Source organism: Niastella caeni (genome assembly GCF_004834005.1).
In the GTDB taxonomy this organism is placed as follows: domain Bacteria; phylum Bacteroidota; class Bacteroidia; order Chitinophagales; family Chitinophagaceae; genus Niastella; species Niastella caeni.
Map to the genome: position 1 here is coordinate 93,673 of NZ_STFF01000002.1, position 16,051 is coordinate 109,723.

At 43.8% G+C, this 16,051-nt stretch carries 14 protein-coding genes; 11 read left to right on the plus strand and 3 right to left on the minus strand.

Annotation, left to right across the window (positions count from 1 at the left end; all coding sequences use genetic code 11):
• Window positions 1-64: 64 nt before the first annotated feature.
• The 3 genes from FAM09_RS08235 to FAM09_RS08245 form a co-directional block, all read right to left on the minus strand.
• Window positions 65-2,023 (minus strand): hypothetical protein, encoded by a 1,959-nt coding sequence (locus FAM09_RS08235; RefSeq protein WP_136576630.1) that lies wholly within the window; start codon window positions 2,021-2,023, stop codon window positions 65-67.
• Between the two features lie 22 nt (window positions 2,024-2,045).
• Window positions 2,046-3,038: a FecR domain-containing protein gene (locus tag FAM09_RS08240; protein WP_136576631.1), complete on the minus strand. Its 993-nt coding sequence runs from the start codon at window positions 3,036-3,038 to the stop codon at window positions 2,046-2,048.
• 184 nt (window positions 3,039-3,222) lie between these two features.
• Window positions 3,223-3,843: an RNA polymerase sigma-70 factor gene (locus FAM09_RS08245; protein WP_208025512.1), complete on the minus strand. Its 621-nt coding sequence runs from the start codon at window positions 3,841-3,843 to the stop codon at window positions 3,223-3,225.
• Between the two features lie 424 nt (window positions 3,844-4,267).
• Between FAM09_RS08245 and FAM09_RS08250 the strand changes: the two genes are divergently transcribed.
• From FAM09_RS08250 to FAM09_RS08300, 11 genes are all read left to right on the plus strand, one after another.
• Window positions 4,268-5,845, plus strand: a complete 1,578-nt coding sequence (locus FAM09_RS08250) for a coiled-coil domain-containing protein (RefSeq protein WP_136576632.1) — start codon at window positions 4,268-4,270, stop codon at window positions 5,843-5,845.
• A 326-nt stretch (window positions 5,846-6,171) separates the two neighbouring features.
• Entirely contained in the window at window positions 6,172-6,996 is an 825-nt protein-coding gene (locus tag FAM09_RS08255) for a thymidylate synthase (RefSeq protein WP_136576633.1), read from the plus strand.
• Between the two features lie 126 nt (window positions 6,997-7,122).
• The gene (locus FAM09_RS08260; RefSeq protein WP_136576634.1) at window positions 7,123-7,500 is read left to right on the plus strand and encodes a four helix bundle protein; all 378 of its coding nucleotides are present in this window, start codon (window positions 7,123-7,125) and stop codon (window positions 7,498-7,500) included.
• Between the two features lie 43 nt (window positions 7,501-7,543).
• The gene (locus FAM09_RS08265) at window positions 7,544-8,038 is read left to right on the plus strand and encodes a dihydrofolate reductase (RefSeq protein WP_136576635.1); all 495 of its coding nucleotides are present in this window, start codon (window positions 7,544-7,546) and stop codon (window positions 8,036-8,038) included.
• Between the two features lie 96 nt (window positions 8,039-8,134).
• Window positions 8,135-8,932 (plus strand): O-methyltransferase, encoded by a 798-nt coding sequence (locus tag FAM09_RS08270; RefSeq protein ID WP_136576636.1) that lies wholly within the window; start codon window positions 8,135-8,137, stop codon window positions 8,930-8,932.
• A gap of 178 nt (window positions 8,933-9,110) precedes the next feature.
• Window positions 9,111-10,214, plus strand: a complete 1,104-nt coding sequence (locus FAM09_RS08275) for a Re/Si-specific NAD(P)(+) transhydrogenase subunit alpha (protein ID WP_136576637.1) — start codon at window positions 9,111-9,113, stop codon at window positions 10,212-10,214.
• A 159-nt stretch (window positions 10,215-10,373) separates the two neighbouring features.
• Entirely contained in the window at window positions 10,374-10,718 is a 345-nt protein-coding gene (locus FAM09_RS08280; protein WP_136576638.1) for an NAD(P) transhydrogenase subunit alpha, read from the plus strand.
• A gap of 232 nt (window positions 10,719-10,950) precedes the next feature.
• Window positions 10,951-12,378, plus strand: a complete 1,428-nt coding sequence (locus tag FAM09_RS08285) for an NAD(P)(+) transhydrogenase (Re/Si-specific) subunit beta (RefSeq protein ID WP_136576639.1) — start codon at window positions 10,951-10,953, stop codon at window positions 12,376-12,378.
• Window positions 12,379-12,555: 177 nt separating this feature from the next.
• The gene (locus tag FAM09_RS08290; RefSeq protein WP_136576640.1) at window positions 12,556-13,167 is read left to right on the plus strand and encodes a toxin-antitoxin system YwqK family antitoxin; all 612 of its coding nucleotides are present in this window, start codon (window positions 12,556-12,558) and stop codon (window positions 13,165-13,167) included.
• 161 nt (window positions 13,168-13,328) lie between these two features.
• On the plus strand, window positions 13,329-14,765 hold the full coding sequence (locus tag FAM09_RS08295; RefSeq protein WP_136576641.1) for a methyltransferase RsmF C-terminal domain-like protein: 1,437 nt from the start codon (window positions 13,329-13,331) through the stop codon (window positions 14,763-14,765).
• 84 nt (window positions 14,766-14,849) lie between these two features.
• The gene (locus tag FAM09_RS08300) at window positions 14,850-15,944 is read left to right on the plus strand and encodes a LysM peptidoglycan-binding domain-containing protein (RefSeq protein ID WP_136576642.1); all 1,095 of its coding nucleotides are present in this window, start codon (window positions 14,850-14,852) and stop codon (window positions 15,942-15,944) included.
• Window positions 15,945-16,051: the final 107 nt, after the last annotated feature.

A 16,051-nucleotide genomic window follows, 5' to 3' on the forward strand; every position in this document is an offset into this window, starting at 1 on the left:
TTTGCAGTATGACAACCAACTATGTTTATCCCCCTATGTTCAATTGGAAAAATAATAAGGTAGTTTAGAAAAAGCTTATGCCGGCATTCCAGCCAAACCAGCCCTTTACATCTTTTTCCCATAGGTCGAAAGTGTGATAGGATGCTGGAAGTGGTAATTGAAATCCGGTTGACTTTTCTACTTGTTCAGAATAGTATACGCTAAAAGATGGGCCAGCAAACAACGATACATATTTACCTAATTTAAGGTTGAATTGTAGGTGAAATTTACTCATTACATTAACATCGTCATAATTATCACCAAAGGACAGGAATTGCGAGGTGAACTCAGGGTTTATACTAAATCTTTTTCCGACGGAAAATTCATGCCCCAATCCATAACCAAGTGAAATGATTCTGGATGTATCATCACTTTCCCATCCACGGCCGGTTCTTCCATAACCTGCCAGTAAAATGCTGTACAGTTTGCTGTTGCCTGTTTTAAAGGCAGCATTGAACTTTAATGCCTCATTGGTTGATAATACAATTTTGTGGTATCCCTTGAAAACAATGTTGATCAATCCGATGCTGTAACCGGCAGAAGTATCAGATACATTTATCAACCCGATCTGTACGCCGCGCAATTTTTTAGCGTAATTGAATATGCTTCCTATCTGCACACCGCTCATTTCCCGGTTAGCGAAATTGATAACGCCGGCAAGCTGCACGCCTGACACTTTTTTATGCGCAAAGTTCACTATGCTGGCGGCTTGCATACCAAATACGCTATCGTAGCAAACATTATGAATGTTGCTCAACTGCAAACCGATGAGCTTCCCTTTTATAAAGTTGGAAAAATTACTGGCCTGTATACCGGTCAATGAACCAGATACGTGATTATGAATACTGCTTAACTGCACGCCCGTCACATTGCCTTTTACAAAATTCGAAAAGCCTGATGCCTGCAAGCCTTCTACATTTCCCAGTACGTTATTGTGAAAACCCGACAGTTGAACGCCTGTAACAGAACCGCCGGTAATATTCAACGCCCCGGCCGCCTGCAGGTAACGCACATCTTTTTTATTGATATTAAAGGCGCCGCCTAATTCAATGCCATTTACGCCTGCAGTGTAACCACCTACCATGTTAACGGAGAAGTTGTTCACTACCTGCGCACTTAATTTGCCATGCGTACTTAACCCGGGTGTTAATGATACCTGAAAGGTTCGGTCGGCAAAGAATTTTTTCAGGTTGATACTTTGTATATTTTGTTTGGCTGATAACAGGCGTTTTCCCCAGCGCGTTTTTTCTACCCGGTTAACTTCTTCTTTAGCCAGCGACATGGTTGCCAATATATCGGTGGGTGGTTTTACAACAATGGTATCAGGCAGTTCATTTTCAATAGGACTTATGGTTACCACCGGTTCACTGGGTACTACCGGGGTCATTACAATAGTTACCTGCTGATCATATTTTGGTTGTATAACAACGGTGGTGTCTTCAAACATTTCCCGGCTAATGGTAAGCGAAGCTGTACTATACCGGCTTTTTAATTTTATTTTGAAATAGCCTTTATCATCCGACATGGTTGACACCAGTCGTTCTTTTTCGTAAACGGTCACGTCGCCCACTTTTTCACCGGTTTCACCATTCAATATAAAACCCGTAACCGTATATAATTTTTCGGGAGTGGGTGTTTGACTGGTAACCAGGGTAGGGGTAGTTATGGGTGCTTTGCGTAATATGATGTAATTGTTGCTTTGTTGCCATTTGTATTTGTTACCGCAAAGTTGATCCAATATCTGTTTTACAGATCTGTTGGCCACTGAAAACGAAATAAGGCTATCGCGTGCTATAATACTACTGTTATAGGAAAAGTAAAAGTTCCCTTTGCTGCTGATCAGTTTCAATACCTCAGACAAACGTTGATTGCTTACTTCAATAGAGATCTTTCTATCAAGCAGGTTTTGTGCATTTACGTGCGTAGTGATGGTGAGACAAAATAATCCAATAAGCGTAGACAGAGCTCCACGAAGTTTTGTCATGGTTATTAATTCTGCGTGCAAGTTAGCGTAGAATAATTTGTCCTTCTTTTTTGATTACAGAGATATTGAAAGTTGACTTAATAATATTGAGAATATTGTCAAGCGGTTCATTATCGAAAATAGTGGTAAGCTGCTGGTTGCGCAATGCTGCGTTTTCGAAAACGATGTGCACGTCGTACGCCTCATTTAATTTCTCCGCCAACTTCCATAATGGTGTTTCGTCGCATACGAATTTTTTACTGCGATAGTAATTGTATAAGAGATCGGTATTGGCTTGTTTTTGCAGTATGGTTTCATTTAACCCGGTAAACGCTTTTTGTCCGGCTTTCAACACAACGGTTTGCTTTTCTGTAGCTACTTCAACAATGCCTGTTTCTACGATTATTTCAGTGGTATCGCCGCGACTTCTCACATTGAAAGAAGTGCCTACGACTGTAATGGTCACATTGTTGGTATGCACTTCAAATGGTTTCTTTTTATCGGGTTTCACTTTAAAGAATGCTTCACCATTTAACTGCAATACTCTTTTATCGTTGGTAAACTGTTCGGGATAAGATACCTGTGAGTGTTTGTTCAATGTTACGATAGAACCATCGGGCAGTGAGTCGGACTTAACGGTGTTTGTTGCCTGGATGGTAGCCATGGCAACCACTGTTCCGGGATTGTTGTTGAACAGAAAATAAGTGACCACGGCAATGCCTATGATGAGGCCCGCTATTACGGCTGCCCGCATGAGGGGGCTGTTCATTGACCATATAATGGTGCTCCTGGTTTTGGTAAATGATCCTTCCTGTACCCGGTTTTGAAATCGTTCCCAGGCAGCCTGTTCGTTTACCTGAGCTGTGCTGGCCAACTGAATGCTCTCTTCCCAGATCAGTTTAAAATGTTCGAAGTAATGTTTGTTCGCCTCATCGTTAGCCAGCCACCGTTCCACCTGAAGCATTTCTGCTTCCGTAGCCTCACCGGTAAGGTGTTTTACCAGCAGATCGTCCATATGTTGAGTATAGCTTTTCAATAAGGGTAAATTTTAAAAATTCCAAAAGGCAAATTCAAGGATCCAAAGAAAAAATTCCAAAACTCAATCCTCCCCGCCACCGCAGGGAACCAATAAAACTCCAAAAAACAAATTTCAATGATCAGGTAAATGCAAATAACCGGGTCTGAATTTGGGATTTGATATTTATTATGTGTGATTTTTGTCATATGTATAATAGTGCTAACATAAAAATGGGTAAATAATCAATCAGCTTTATGCGTAATTGTTTTAATGCTTTGCCCATCTGGTTCTCAACTGTTTTTACCGATATACCTAACTGATCGGCGATTTCCTGGTATTTCAATCCCTCAAAGCGGCTTAACTGAAAAATGGTACGGCATTGCTGTGGCAGGGCATTCATCGCATCGCGCAATTTTTCTTCCAGTTCTTTCACCAGAATTTTCCTCGATGCACCCTGATCGATATGGTTTTTTGACTGATGCATAACATGAACCTGGTACCGGGCTTTTATTTTCTGGTGTTTCAGATAGTTCAGGCTTTCATGGTAGACTGCCTTATATAGATAAGCTTTGAGCGATGTTTGAATAGTATCGGGTACTTTCTTCTCCCATATTTTGTAAAAGACATGCTGAACTGTTTCTTCGGCAATAGCTTCATTCTTCAAAATAGAGAAAGCATAGGCATACAGGCTTTTAAAGTGTTCTTTAAAAAGCTGTTCAAATTCCTTTTCGCTGTTGGTCGCCAGCGGTTTAATGGTAGTAATTGTATTGGGGATAGTCACTTTAATACGTTGATAATCCGCCTCAAATATAAATGCTTCCAACAAGTTTTATAAAAAGAGACAACTGAAAGTTATGATACCCCTACGAATCTTTAAATTTTTGTTATTCCTACAGTTAAAATCATATGTGCGAAAGATTGCATGTGTTAATCACGACCGTATTTTTTCATTGAATATTGTGGAAAAAACAAGCGCCCAATGCTTGTTTTAACCTTTTTTTGGTATTATTATTGAGCCTTGATTCAGTTGCTGATTACGTGACTACAACTGCTTTCTAAAAAACTGTTCCGAATTTTAATGTCAACGATGCACAATAAGGAATGTATTATACCAGTTTTTTATAAGTAGTTATGCAAGTAACCAGCCTTGCCATACCCCCCACACCGTAGTACAACATATTAATCCAACCGTCCCTCTGAAACCATCTCGTTTCTGAAAGCTAAACGTGTACCTAAAACTTTCTAATATGTTGCGATTCCTGCTCGTTTCCATGTACGAGTTAAAACAGTTTCTGCAGATTGTACTGTGGATTGCCATCCCCGGTACTGTCATTGCATTCCTCGTTACCACATTCTTCCATTACAAACGTAAGAGGAGGAATGCTGAAGGGGGTGAACCTGCTTACATGGAAGGCGGTGGATTTCATACGGTGGTGGCCGCTGAAGCCAATGACAATAACGCAACCCAGGTTCCTGATTGGTTAGCGAGTGGTACTAACCCCGATAATCAACCCCTCATAAAAAAGTATGAGCAGGAAGTGCGCCGCTATCGCGAAAACTACGCAACCCTCGAACAGGACTTTCGCGAACTGGAAGGAAAATACTCCGATCTTCTCAACAAAGCATATAGTACAGAAAAGCAAAATGATGATACTTCTGCCCGTGTGCAATTGGAAATTAACGGGTATAAATTGAAGGTTAATCAATTGCAACAAGCGTTAGAAACAGCACAGGCTAACGCCAAGCTGGCGCAGGGTGAGCAAAAGGTGCCTGAAGCATTGGCGCAAAGCCAGCAACAGGTGCAACAACTGCAGGAAACCATTCAACAGTTACAGGAAAAGCTTCGCACCCAACAGGATCAGAAAGACAAGCATGCCGCTGAGGTTACCCGCCTCGAAAACCTGCTGAAGAACATGGAATATTCAGCAAAATCGGCGCAATCAGAATCGGAGGAATTACAGCGTTATTTTGCCAAACAGGTTGATGAACTGGGCGTGCAATACAAGAATGAGAAGGGTGACCTGGCTTTGCAATTACAGCAATTGCAAAAAACAGTTCAACAGTTGAATGATGAAAAGGCGGCATTACAACAGAAGGTACAGGCAGGCGGCGAGCAAAAGCACGGCAACTACGAACAGCAGATCAGGGAATTGCAATTGTTACTTTCAAAAGCTGAAGAGGAAAAAGCAACATTAAAGAATAAGATCACCGATCAACAATACCTGCAGGATGTATTGCAGGAAAAGAAATTACAGATCGAATTTTTACAGAACCAGTTAGAGCAACGCATTAGAACTTTCAGGGAAATAGAAAAAGAAGCCGCTGATAAAACCGTGCAGGTGCAACAAACACAAACCCAGAAAGATAATTTCGAGCGCGAAATGCATGCGTTGAAAGAAGAGTTGCAACAGCAACGTGAAGAAGTTGCCGCCTGGCAATCGGCTGTTGAACGCAGTCGCGAAGAGAACAGGCAGCACCAGGATAACCTGCGTTCTAAAACAGGTCATATTGAGAACCTGGAGCGCAACCTGCATGAAGTACAACAGCAACAGGCAGTATTGCAACTGGTGCTGGATGATAAACAAAATATGATCACCTCGCTGCAGGAATCATTGAACCGCGAACAACAAAAAACAAAAGACCTCGAAGGTAAACTGATCACCAATAACCAATTGTTGTCGAAGATCTATGGCGATCTGTCAAAATCGTTGAGCAATCCGCCTGCTGCGCAGCAGCAAAACGGCACCAAGTTAAATGGTACCAACGGATCGAATGGCCATGTGGTAAATGGGAATGGATTTAACCTGGCTGGTTCGAACCATTAATGGTCACCGGTTACCAGGTTCCGGTTTCCGGGTTAAGGCCGAAACTAACTGCTTTTTTGGGGTTACCAGTTACCTGTGAAAAGGCAACTAGGCAGCAAGGCATAAAGGCAACGAGGCCTAAGCCAAACGCTTTAGGCCAACTGTATCTGGCTGTATTCGCTTGCAGCGTGCAGCTTGCGACTTTATTATCCACTCACCATTAACCTTCGCTACTGCCCACGTACTTGATTATCACATTAGCTAATTAGCACATTCCGAATCCACATTCTCTCCCCACACCACTCTCTCCCTCCGGTAACCATTGTCCGTTTTCGTACCTTGCGGCCATGGAGCAGTACCTGGCACTTTTAAAGCATATTAAAGAAACCGGCGTTTATAAATCAGACCGCACCGGAACCGGCACTACCAGTTGTTTTGGATACCAGATGCGTTTTGACCTGCAGAAGGGATTTCCATTGGTGACCACCAAGAAATTGCACCTTAAAAGCATTATTTACGAGCTGTTGTGGTTCCTGAAAGGGGAGACCAATATTAAATATTTGAAAGATCACGGGGTAAGCATCTGGGACGAATGGGCTAATGAGCAGGGAGAATTGGGGCCTGTTTACGGCAAGCAGTGGCGTAGCTGGGCTACAGGGGCTGGCACGGAAGGCGCTCAAACCATTGACCAGATCAGTGATGTTATTCGCCAGATCAAGACCAATCCCGATAGCCGCCGGATGATCGTGAGCGCCTGGAATGTGGCTGATCTGCCCAACATGGCGCTTATGCCTTGTCATGTGCTGTTTCAATTTTATGTAAGTCCGGCCCCTGATGGCGGCCGCGCGCGATTATCCTGCCAACTTTATCAGCGCTCGGCCGATGTATTTTTAGGCGTTCCCTTTAACATTGCATCTTACGCTTTATTGACCATGATGATTGCCCAGGTGTGCGACCTGGAGCCCGGTGAATTCATTCATACGTTTGGCGACGTGCACATTTACAGTAATCATATGGAACAGGTGAACCTGCAATTAAGCCGCACGCCATTTCCGTTGCCTGCCATGCAGCTTAACCCGGCTGTTAAAAATATTTTCGATTTCCAATTCGAAGACTTCACCCTGCAAAACTATCAGTGCCATCCGGCTATCAAGGCGCCAGTGGCGGTGTAGAATGGCGAATAATGAATGTAGAATAATGAATGTAGAATGTTGAATGTAGAATGTTGAATGTCGAAATGAAAAAAGTATTAATGAGGAATGCAGAATGAGAAATAGAATAGTTAAACCCTCATTAATATGGAGAATAATATTCAGAAATTTGACCTTGAAGACAGATTGGTGGCATTCGCTTGCCTTATATTAGAAGTTTGTGAAATGCTTCCAGGGACAAGGGCTGGAAATAATCTCGAACATCAATTGTCAAAAAGCGGCACCGCACCAGCTTTAATATATGGAGAAGCTCAGGCGGCAGAATCCAGAACGGATTTTTGTCATAAAATGAAAATGGCATTGAAGGAATTGCGTGAAACAAGGATTAATCTTCGAATAATTAAAGAAAAACCGTTAATCAAACACGCAAAGGTTGATAACGCTTTTGATGAAGTAGATCAATTAATAAGGATATTTGTTAAGAGCATCGAAACAGCCAAAGCAAATAATCTCCTTAAGAAGTAAATTTCGACATTCATTATTCAACATTCAATATTTAATATTTTCCATGATTCTAAGCCAGGTGGTCGCAGCGGCCGATAATAATGCAATAGGAAGGAACAATCAATTACTTTGGTCGTTGCCGAATGATATGAAGTTTTTTAAAAATACCACCTGGGGCATGCCGGTGATCATGGGACGAAAAACCTATGAATCATTGGGCAAACCGCTTACCGGTAGAACCAACATCATCGTCACTCACCAACAAGATTGGAAATCTGAAGGCGTTATTGTCGTGCACGATATTAAAGAAGCGATGGCTTCCGCTGCCAAAACAGACGCCAAAGAAGCATTTATCATTGGCGGCGGTGAAATTTACCGGCAAACCCTGCCCATCACCCAACGTGTTTATCTCACCCGTGTACATACCTCAATGGAAGCAGACACATTCTATCCCGAAATCAACGAAGCCAACTGGGAATTGCTTTCACAACTTGATTTTAATGCTGACGAAAAGCATGCTTATGCCTATAGCTTTCAGGTGTGGCAGCGGAAAATGTAGAATAATGAATATTCAATTTTGAATGTAGAAGTATAATACATTCGGTCTTTATTTCGAAATTCAACATTCAACATTCGACATTCAATATTTTTGATCATGTTTTCCTCCTGGCAACTCATAAAAAAATACGCCGACTACTACCTAACCGCTTCCAACGGAAAAGGCCATGGTATTCATTCCCCCTTTGTGTATGATTTTGTACGCCATGTTTTGATCGATAAACGTAACTTTTATGCCTATGGCCAGGTAGAAGCATTGCGAAGAAAATTACTGCAAAACGAAACGGTGCTCGAGGTGGAAGATTTTGGTGCAGGCTCCACCATCAGCAAGACCAATCAACGGTCAATTGCGTCCATTGCGCGACATGCTGCCAAATCAAAGAAAATGGCGCAGTTGTTATTTCGCATCGTAAACTATTACCAGCCTGAAACCATCCTGGAATTGGGCACCTCGCTGGGCATTTCCACCGCCTACATGGCCATGGCCAATCCGCAGGCGCGCATTATCACGGCGGAAGGAAGCACGGCCATTTCGGAGCAGGCGAAAATAAATTTTCAGTCACTTCAACTGTCAACTATTGAACAGGTCACCGGTAACTTCGACGATACACTGCCTGGTATCTTAACTACCTTACCCAAACTCGATCTCGCTTTTATTGACGGCAACCACCGGTATGAGCCCACGGTGGGGTATTTTAACCAATTATTACCTTCCCTGCACGCTAAAAGCGTAGTCATTTTTGATGATATTCACTGGAGCGCCGATATGGAACGGGCGTGGAATGCCATCAGGGAAAATTCCGCGGTACATCTTTCCATTGACCTGTTTTTTATTGGACTGGTCTTTTTCAGCGACCAGTTCAAGGTGAAACAGCATTTTACCATCCGGTTTTAACGGTTCAGGTACACGAAAAGATTCAATTGTTGGAAATAATGGCGGGGTAGGGCCCTGGTATAACGTTTGCCAGGGATATCAATATTTCAATGCTGCCACAATAAAATGGCAATTTGGACGTAACGGTATACATAACTCAAAATTTCCTTACCTTGAATCATATAATTACTACCTGATTATGACGATTGGAGTTTTAAAAGAACCATCCGAAGAAACCCGCGTATCATTTTTGCCCGAAACTGTAATCGCCTTAACCAAAAAAGGCATTACTGTATATGTTGAATCGGGCGCCGGTGAAAAAGCTTTTCATAACGATGAAGACTACGTTAAAGCCGGGGCTACTATTAAAAGCCGGGAGGAAGTATTACAATCAGCAGACATATTGGTAGCTATTCACCCGTTTGCCGATGCGGTTAAACTAACATCTAAAATATTGATCGGGGTATATCAACCTTTGTTTAATGTGCCGTTGATGCAACAATGGGCAAAACAGGGGCTCACCACGTTTAGCCTGGATATGTTGCCCCGTACCACCCGGGCGCAAAGTATGGACGTATTGAGCTCACAAGCCAATATTGCCGGATATAAGGCGGTATTGCTGGCTGCCAATTCGTACAGCCGTTATTTCCCTATGTTCATGACTGCTGCCGGAAGCATAGCTCCCGCAAAAGTGTTGATATTGGGCGCCGGCGTGGCGGGATTGCAGGCTATTGCCACCGCACGCCGTTTGGGTGCTGTGGTAGAAGTGTTCGATACCCGCCCTGCCGTGAAAGAAGAAGTGATGAGTTTGGGCGCCAAATTTATTGAAGTAGAAGGCGCCGCCGATGCTTCCAAAGCGGGTGGTTATGCTGTTGAACAATCAGCCGATTACCAGCAACGCCAGCAGCAGCGCATTGCAGAAAGCATTGCCAAAGCAGATATTGTTATTACCACTGCACAGATACCCGGCAAAAAAGCGCCGATATTGATTACAGAAGAAATGATGCAGGCGATGCGCAAAGGATCGGTGATCATTGACCTTGCGGCCGCTACCGGCGGCAATACGCCTGTTACAAAAAATAATCAAACGGTGCTGTACAAAGGCGTGCATATTGTGGGCGATAGCAACCTGGCGGCCACCATGCCTTCCGATGCCAGCAAATTGTACGGTAAAAACCTGTTGAACTTTTTACAACTGATCATCGATAAAGAAGGTAACCTTAATCTGAACTGGAACGACGACCTGGTAAAGGGTGGTTGTATTACGTTCAATGGGGAAGTGACGAATGAGAGAGTGAAATAATTAGCAAATATGCAAATGCGAAAATGTGTAAATGGAAAACAATAAGATGATTTTTTGTGACCGGCTGCAGAGCCCTGAATAAGCTTTCGTTCCGCCAGTTGGCGGACTCTTGTGCGTTAGTTCTTTACTGAGCGATCAAATAACTTTCAAATTATTCATATGGAATCCATCCTGAGTTGGATAGCTGATAATCAGCAAATGATCTACATCGTTATATTGATGATCTTCGTGGGTATTGAAGTGATAGGCCATGTGCCCAGTGTGTTGCACACCCCGCTGATGAGCGGCGCCAATGCCATTCATGGGGTGGTAATTATTGGAGCTATCATTGTTATGGGCAAGGCAGAGGCGCATAATTATGTGGCTTTGATCCTCGGCTTTCTGGCAGTGGTGCTGGGTACCTTGAACGTGGTCGGTGGTTTTGTAGTAACCGATCGTATGTTGGAAATGTTTAAGGGAAAAGGGAAGAAAAATGTCAAATCACAAGATCCAGGAACCAAATAACCCCCAAAAATTCAAAACACAAATAAGAAAGAAGAATAAAAGTCAAAAATTCAGAAAAAACGCGAATTGACTTTTGGATTTGTTTTGGTTCTTGTTATTTGGCTTTTATGATTTTCTTTGGTTCTTGGGTTTGGGCTTTTGTATTTCTTTGGTTTTTTTTGGTTCTTGCCATTTGACTTTTGTGATTTCTTTTGGTTCTTGAGATTTGTTATTCGGGATTTAAATAAAAGTTATGGAATTAAGTATACTAACCCTGTGCTACCTCGTAGGTTCGGTTACGTTTATCATAGGTTTAAAAATGTTGTCGAACCCGTCTACGGCCCGTAATGGCAACCTGCTGGCGGCAGCAGGCATGACAATCGCTATCATTGGAACTATATTTCTATATGAAGAAGATGGTAAAAGGCTGGGCAATTATCCCTGGATATTCGGCGGCATCCTCATTGGTGGTGTCATAGGCACCCTGGCGGCTAAAAAAGTAAAAATGACCGCCATGCCCGAAATGGTGAGCATGTTCAATGGAATGGGCGGCGCCTGTGCGGCACTGATCTCAGCCGTAGAATTTGATCATATCTATCAAACATACAAAGCTGTTGATACAGCCTGGCTGGCCGATTTTGTAGCCGCTGGTCATTACCTCACCATTATTGCCGGCGCTATTATCGGTAGCGTGTCCTTTGCCGGTAGTATGATCGCCTGGGGAAAGCTGAGCGGCAAAATTAAAGACATGTCATTCCGCGGTCAGCATATTGTGAACATGATCATGTTGTTGTTGGTGTTAGCGGCGGCCGTGTTCACCTATCAATACAACGTAGGGTTTTCTCATATTCTTTTTTATGCAACAGTTGCCTTATCGCTGGTGTATGGCGTATTGTTTGTAATGCCGATCGGTGGGGCCGATATGCCGGTTGTTATTTCACTGTTGAACTCATTTACCGGTGTGGCGGCTGCCTGTGGCGGCTTCCTGTATAACAACAAGGTGATGTTAACAGGCGGTATTCTGGTAGGAGCTGCCGGTACTTTGCTTACCATTTTGATGTGTAAGGCTATGAACCGGTCGCTGAAAAATGTATTGATCGGGTCGTTTGGCGGTGGCGGTGCAGCAGCCGGCGCTAAAAAAGACCAGGGCGCTTATAAAGAAATTACCCTGAGCGATACCGCAGTAGTAATGAGCTATGCCAATAAAGTAATGATCGTACCAGGGTACGGACTGGCCGTAGCGCAGGCGCAACACGCCTGTCATGAACTGGAAAAATTACTTGAGAGTAAAGGGGTAACTGTAAAATATGCCATTCATCCGGTGGCGGGTCGTATGCCCGGGCATATGAACGTATTACTGGCCGAGGCCGATGTGAGTTATGATAAGTTGCAGGAAATGGAGCAGGCCAATGACGAGTTTTCTACCACGGATGTGGTGCTGGTGCTGGGTGCGAATGATGTGGTGAACCCGGCCGCAAAAACTGATCCTTCTTCTCCCATATACGGTATGCCCATCCTGGATGTGGAACTGGCAAAGAACGTGATCGTTAACAAACGCAGTATGAAGCCCGGTTACGCCGGAATTGAGAACGATCTTTTCTTTCAACCCAAAACCTCTATGTTGTTCGGCGACGCCAAAAAGGTGTTGCAGGACCTGATCGGAGAGATCAAGAATCTATAGCCCTCATTCAAACACTAAACATACCCATTGCGCCGTTATATGGACTGCACAAATGGGGGAAAATTGTAATTATTCTTTTGTGTGAACCATTCAGTTGGTTGTAAAAGAACACTTTACGTGCGTTGCGTAAGCGCAGGGTCCCCAATATTAGCGGCAAATAATTGTTAATCGTACTATATGATCACAAAAAGTGCTTATCTCGCTGTTGTTGTTCTCCTTTTAACCTGTCAGATCAGTAAAGGCCAGGAAGGCGGTAATTCATTTCAGAAAGTAGATGATTCCGCTGTGGCGAAGCCAAAAAGCAATCTCACGTATGAGTACCAGTACCTGAATGACGATCATACCGAGGGTATTGAAAAATCGTATTCCAATGGAAAACTGAAGACAGAGATCCATTTTAAAGAAAAAGGAAAATTCCAGGCTGCCAAATCATACGATACCAAAACGGGCCGGTTAATAAAGACCGATACCATCGTTGATTTTAAGAAGCTGGTAGGAACAACCACTACCTATTATGCCAATGGAAATCCCAAGGAAATGGAGCACCGCGATACCAGTGGCGCCGTTGACCGCTACAGCGCTTATTTTGAGAGTGGCAAAAGAAGGATCGTCATAAGTTATAGAGATGGCAAACGGAACGGTTTAATGACCGAATATAACCCGAATGGTACGGTGAAAGAAACCGGCACGTATGTGAATGATAAGCGCGAAGGCGTGTTCAAGTTTTATGATGTACGTGGTCAATTGATCGTGTCGAGAAAGTTCAAAGCCGACAAAGTCGTGAAATAATCACACTAACGAAAATATTCTAAAACGAAAAGCCGGGTTTAAAGAATCCGGCTTTTTGTATTTGTAGAAATTGCTGATTTTTAGATTTCGTGGATTTTGTGATATGAAATCCCAAAATCTCAAAATTCCGAAATCCCTAAATATCTTCATAGTTTTGCGGGGTGCAACTCCCTCAACAACTTCTTGATTCATTAACCGGTATCGCAGGCTTCGATAAAGAGGCGTTTGTTCAGGTGCATGAAAGCGGCGAACAGGTTGTTTCAGTGCGGGTAAACCCATTCAAATCGGAAATCGGCAATCGGCAATCGGCAATTGACGGTTCCGACCTCACGATTGGCCATTTCAATCTCCCTCAACTATCAAAGATTCCCTGGTGCTCCTACGGTTATTACCTGCCCGAACGGCCTGCTTTTATTTTCGATCCTTTGATACACGCCGGTGCGTATTACGTACAGGAGGCGTCGAGCATGTTCGTGGAGCAGGCGCTTACACAAACAATGGACGTGAGCCAGCCACTGCGCGTGTTGGACCTTTGTGCAGCGCCTGGCGGAAAATCAACTTTGTTACAATCGCTCATCAGCGCTGATAGTTTACTGGTAAGTAATGAAGTGATCAAGTCAAGGGCAGCTATACTCGAAGAGAATTGCGTAAAATGGGGTGGCGCCAATGTCATTGTCACCAATGCCGACCCAATCACCTTTGCCCGGTTGGAAAACTTTTTCGATGTCATTGTTGTTGATGCGCCCTGTTCGGGTTCTGGTTTATTCAGGCGTGAGCGGGAAGCGATCGGTGAGTGGAGCGAACAGAACGTGCAGCTTTGCTATCAACGCCAGCAACGCATTCTGGCCGATGTTTTTCCGGCATTAAAAGAAGGCGGCGTGCTGATCTATTCTACCTGCTCCTATTCAAAAGAGGAAGATGAAGGTATAGGCGACTGGTTAATGGATACGTTTACTGTTGACAGTTTGCCTTTGAAGATAGATACCGCATGGGGTATTGTTGAAACGCAATCTGATAAACACCAGGCATACGGGTATCGTTTTTTCCCAAATAAAATCAAGGGCGAAGGTTTTTTTATTAGCAGCTTTCGCAAACAGGAGGGCGGCGCTTCATCAGTAAAACCGCCTAAAAAATCATTATTGCAGAAGGCGTCAAAGAACGAAGCAGGCATTATTCAACCCTGGTTGCAACCCAAACAGCCGGTGCAATTATGGAAGCAAAAAGACGAGCTGTTTGCATTCCCGGTTAGTCTCGAAAAAGAACTGCTCACCATAGTGGATAACGTATATGTGCGCCGGGCGGGAACCGCCGTTGGCAAGATCGCAGGGAATGACCTGGTGCCCGATCATGCGCTGGCGGTAAGCACGCTCATCAATCAATCAATTGTTGCAGTATCGTTAAAAAAGGAAGACGCCATACAATATTTGCGAAAAGAAGAAGTTTCCGTATCAACAAGTCATAAAGGTTGGACTTTGGTACAATTTGAGCAGTATAACCTGGGCTGGATAAAGGTATTACAAAACAGGATCAATAATTACTATCCCCAGGGATGGAGGATCCTGAAAAGGACCACCGACAGTGCAAATGAACACAATTAGCCGGTGCGGGCCGATAGTTATCCCCGTTGACGCTAATTAAAATATATTCTACATCTTTGCATCCGAATACGAAATGCATAACCTATGCTGAAGATCAAAGGAGTTTTAATTATCGCGTTTATGTTGCTCACACAGCTTGTGTGGTCGCAATCAGACATGACAGTGCAGGGTTCTTCTCCTGACCTTTACTTAGTGCATACCGTGCAACCCAAAGAAACCTGGTATGCCATAGGCCGTATTTACAATGCGCAATCGAAAGATATTGCCGCCCTGAGCGGTGTAACCATGGATAAGCTGAACATCGGGCAGCAATTAAAAGTGCCGCTTACAGTCAAAAACTTTTCTCAAGACGGTAAAAGACTGGCCGATGAGGTATTCGTTCCTGTATTTCATATTGTGCAGGATAAAGAATGGATGTACCGCATCAGCCAGAATCATAATAAAATACCCGTTGAAACGCTGGAAAAATGGAACAGCGTTACCAACGACCAGTTACAGGCCGGTATGAAGCTGGTGGTAGGCTACCTGAAGGTAAAAACCGCGCATTCTCCGCTGGCTGCCGGTGGCATTAAAAAAATTGTGGCGCCAACTGCTGCACCTGCCGTTGCGGCTACCAAACCAGCCACCGAAACTCCGGTAGTTAAAAATGAAAAGCCGGCGGCTGAAACAAAACCCTCTGAAATAAAATCAACCGAGCCCAAAGCGGTAGAGCCTAAACAGGTGGAAGTCAAAAAAGAAGAGTTGAAGAAAGAAGAACCCAGGAAAGAAGATGCGAAAAAAGAAATAGGCACACCGCCCCCGGCTACAGAAGAAAAATCATCCAAAGCATCTGCACCCGTTACGCCGGTTAACACCGATGCCAGCTATACCGGGTATAAAGGCGGTTATTTCCGCTCTGGTTACAGCAGCGTTGGAAAATCAACCGCAGGTAATGCCGGCATTTTCAGAAGCACCAGTGGCTGGAAAGATGGGAAATATTATGCCCTCATGAATAATGTGCCGGTGGGTACCATTGTAAAGATCACCTATAATTCTACTAATAAATCTGTCTTTGCCAAAGTACTGGGCCAGTTACCCGATATGCGCGAAAGCGTAGGGCTTACCGTTCGCCTGAGCGATGCTGCCGCCGCCGAATTAGGTGCGGAAATGGGTAAGTTTTATGTGGATGTGGCTTATTAACCCCCGCCCCTAAAGGGGAGGAAGCAAATGCGCTGATTGGGAAGGCACCGTGTTAGTAATTCGATAACTATGTTCGTGGGTTCATCAGTTTAATTGTAATCATTAAA

Excerpts from the sequence above, each read along its gene's own strand:
- FAM09_RS08235 (WP_136576630.1), bottom strand. The coding sequence starts at position 2,023 with ATGACAAAACTTCGTGGAGCTCTGTCTACGCTTATTGGATTATTTTGT.
- FAM09_RS08250 (WP_136576632.1), top strand. The coding sequence starts at position 4,268 with ATGTTGCGATTCCTGCTCGTTTCCATGTACGAGTTAAAACAGTTTCTG.
- FAM09_RS08255 (WP_136576633.1), top strand. The coding sequence starts at position 6,172 with ATGGAGCAGTACCTGGCACTTTTAAAGCATATTAAAGAAACCGGCGTT.
- FAM09_RS08260 (WP_136576634.1), top strand. The coding sequence starts at position 7,123 with ATGGAGAATAATATTCAGAAATTTGACCTTGAAGACAGATTGGTGGCA.
- FAM09_RS08265 (WP_136576635.1), top strand. The coding sequence starts at position 7,544 with ATGATTCTAAGCCAGGTGGTCGCAGCGGCCGATAATAATGCAATAGGA.
- FAM09_RS08270 (WP_136576636.1), top strand. The coding sequence starts at position 8,135 with ATGTTTTCCTCCTGGCAACTCATAAAAAAATACGCCGACTACTACCTA.
- FAM09_RS08275 (WP_136576637.1), top strand. The coding sequence starts at position 9,111 with ATGACGATTGGAGTTTTAAAAGAACCATCCGAAGAAACCCGCGTATCA.
- FAM09_RS08280 (WP_136576638.1), top strand. The coding sequence starts at position 10,374 with ATGGAATCCATCCTGAGTTGGATAGCTGATAATCAGCAAATGATCTAC.
- FAM09_RS08285 (WP_136576639.1), top strand. The coding sequence starts at position 10,951 with ATGGAATTAAGTATACTAACCCTGTGCTACCTCGTAGGTTCGGTTACG.
- FAM09_RS08290 (WP_136576640.1), top strand. The coding sequence starts at position 12,556 with ATGATCACAAAAAGTGCTTATCTCGCTGTTGTTGTTCTCCTTTTAACC.
- FAM09_RS08300 (WP_136576642.1), top strand. The coding sequence starts at position 14,850 with ATGCTGAAGATCAAAGGAGTTTTAATTATCGCGTTTATGTTGCTCACA.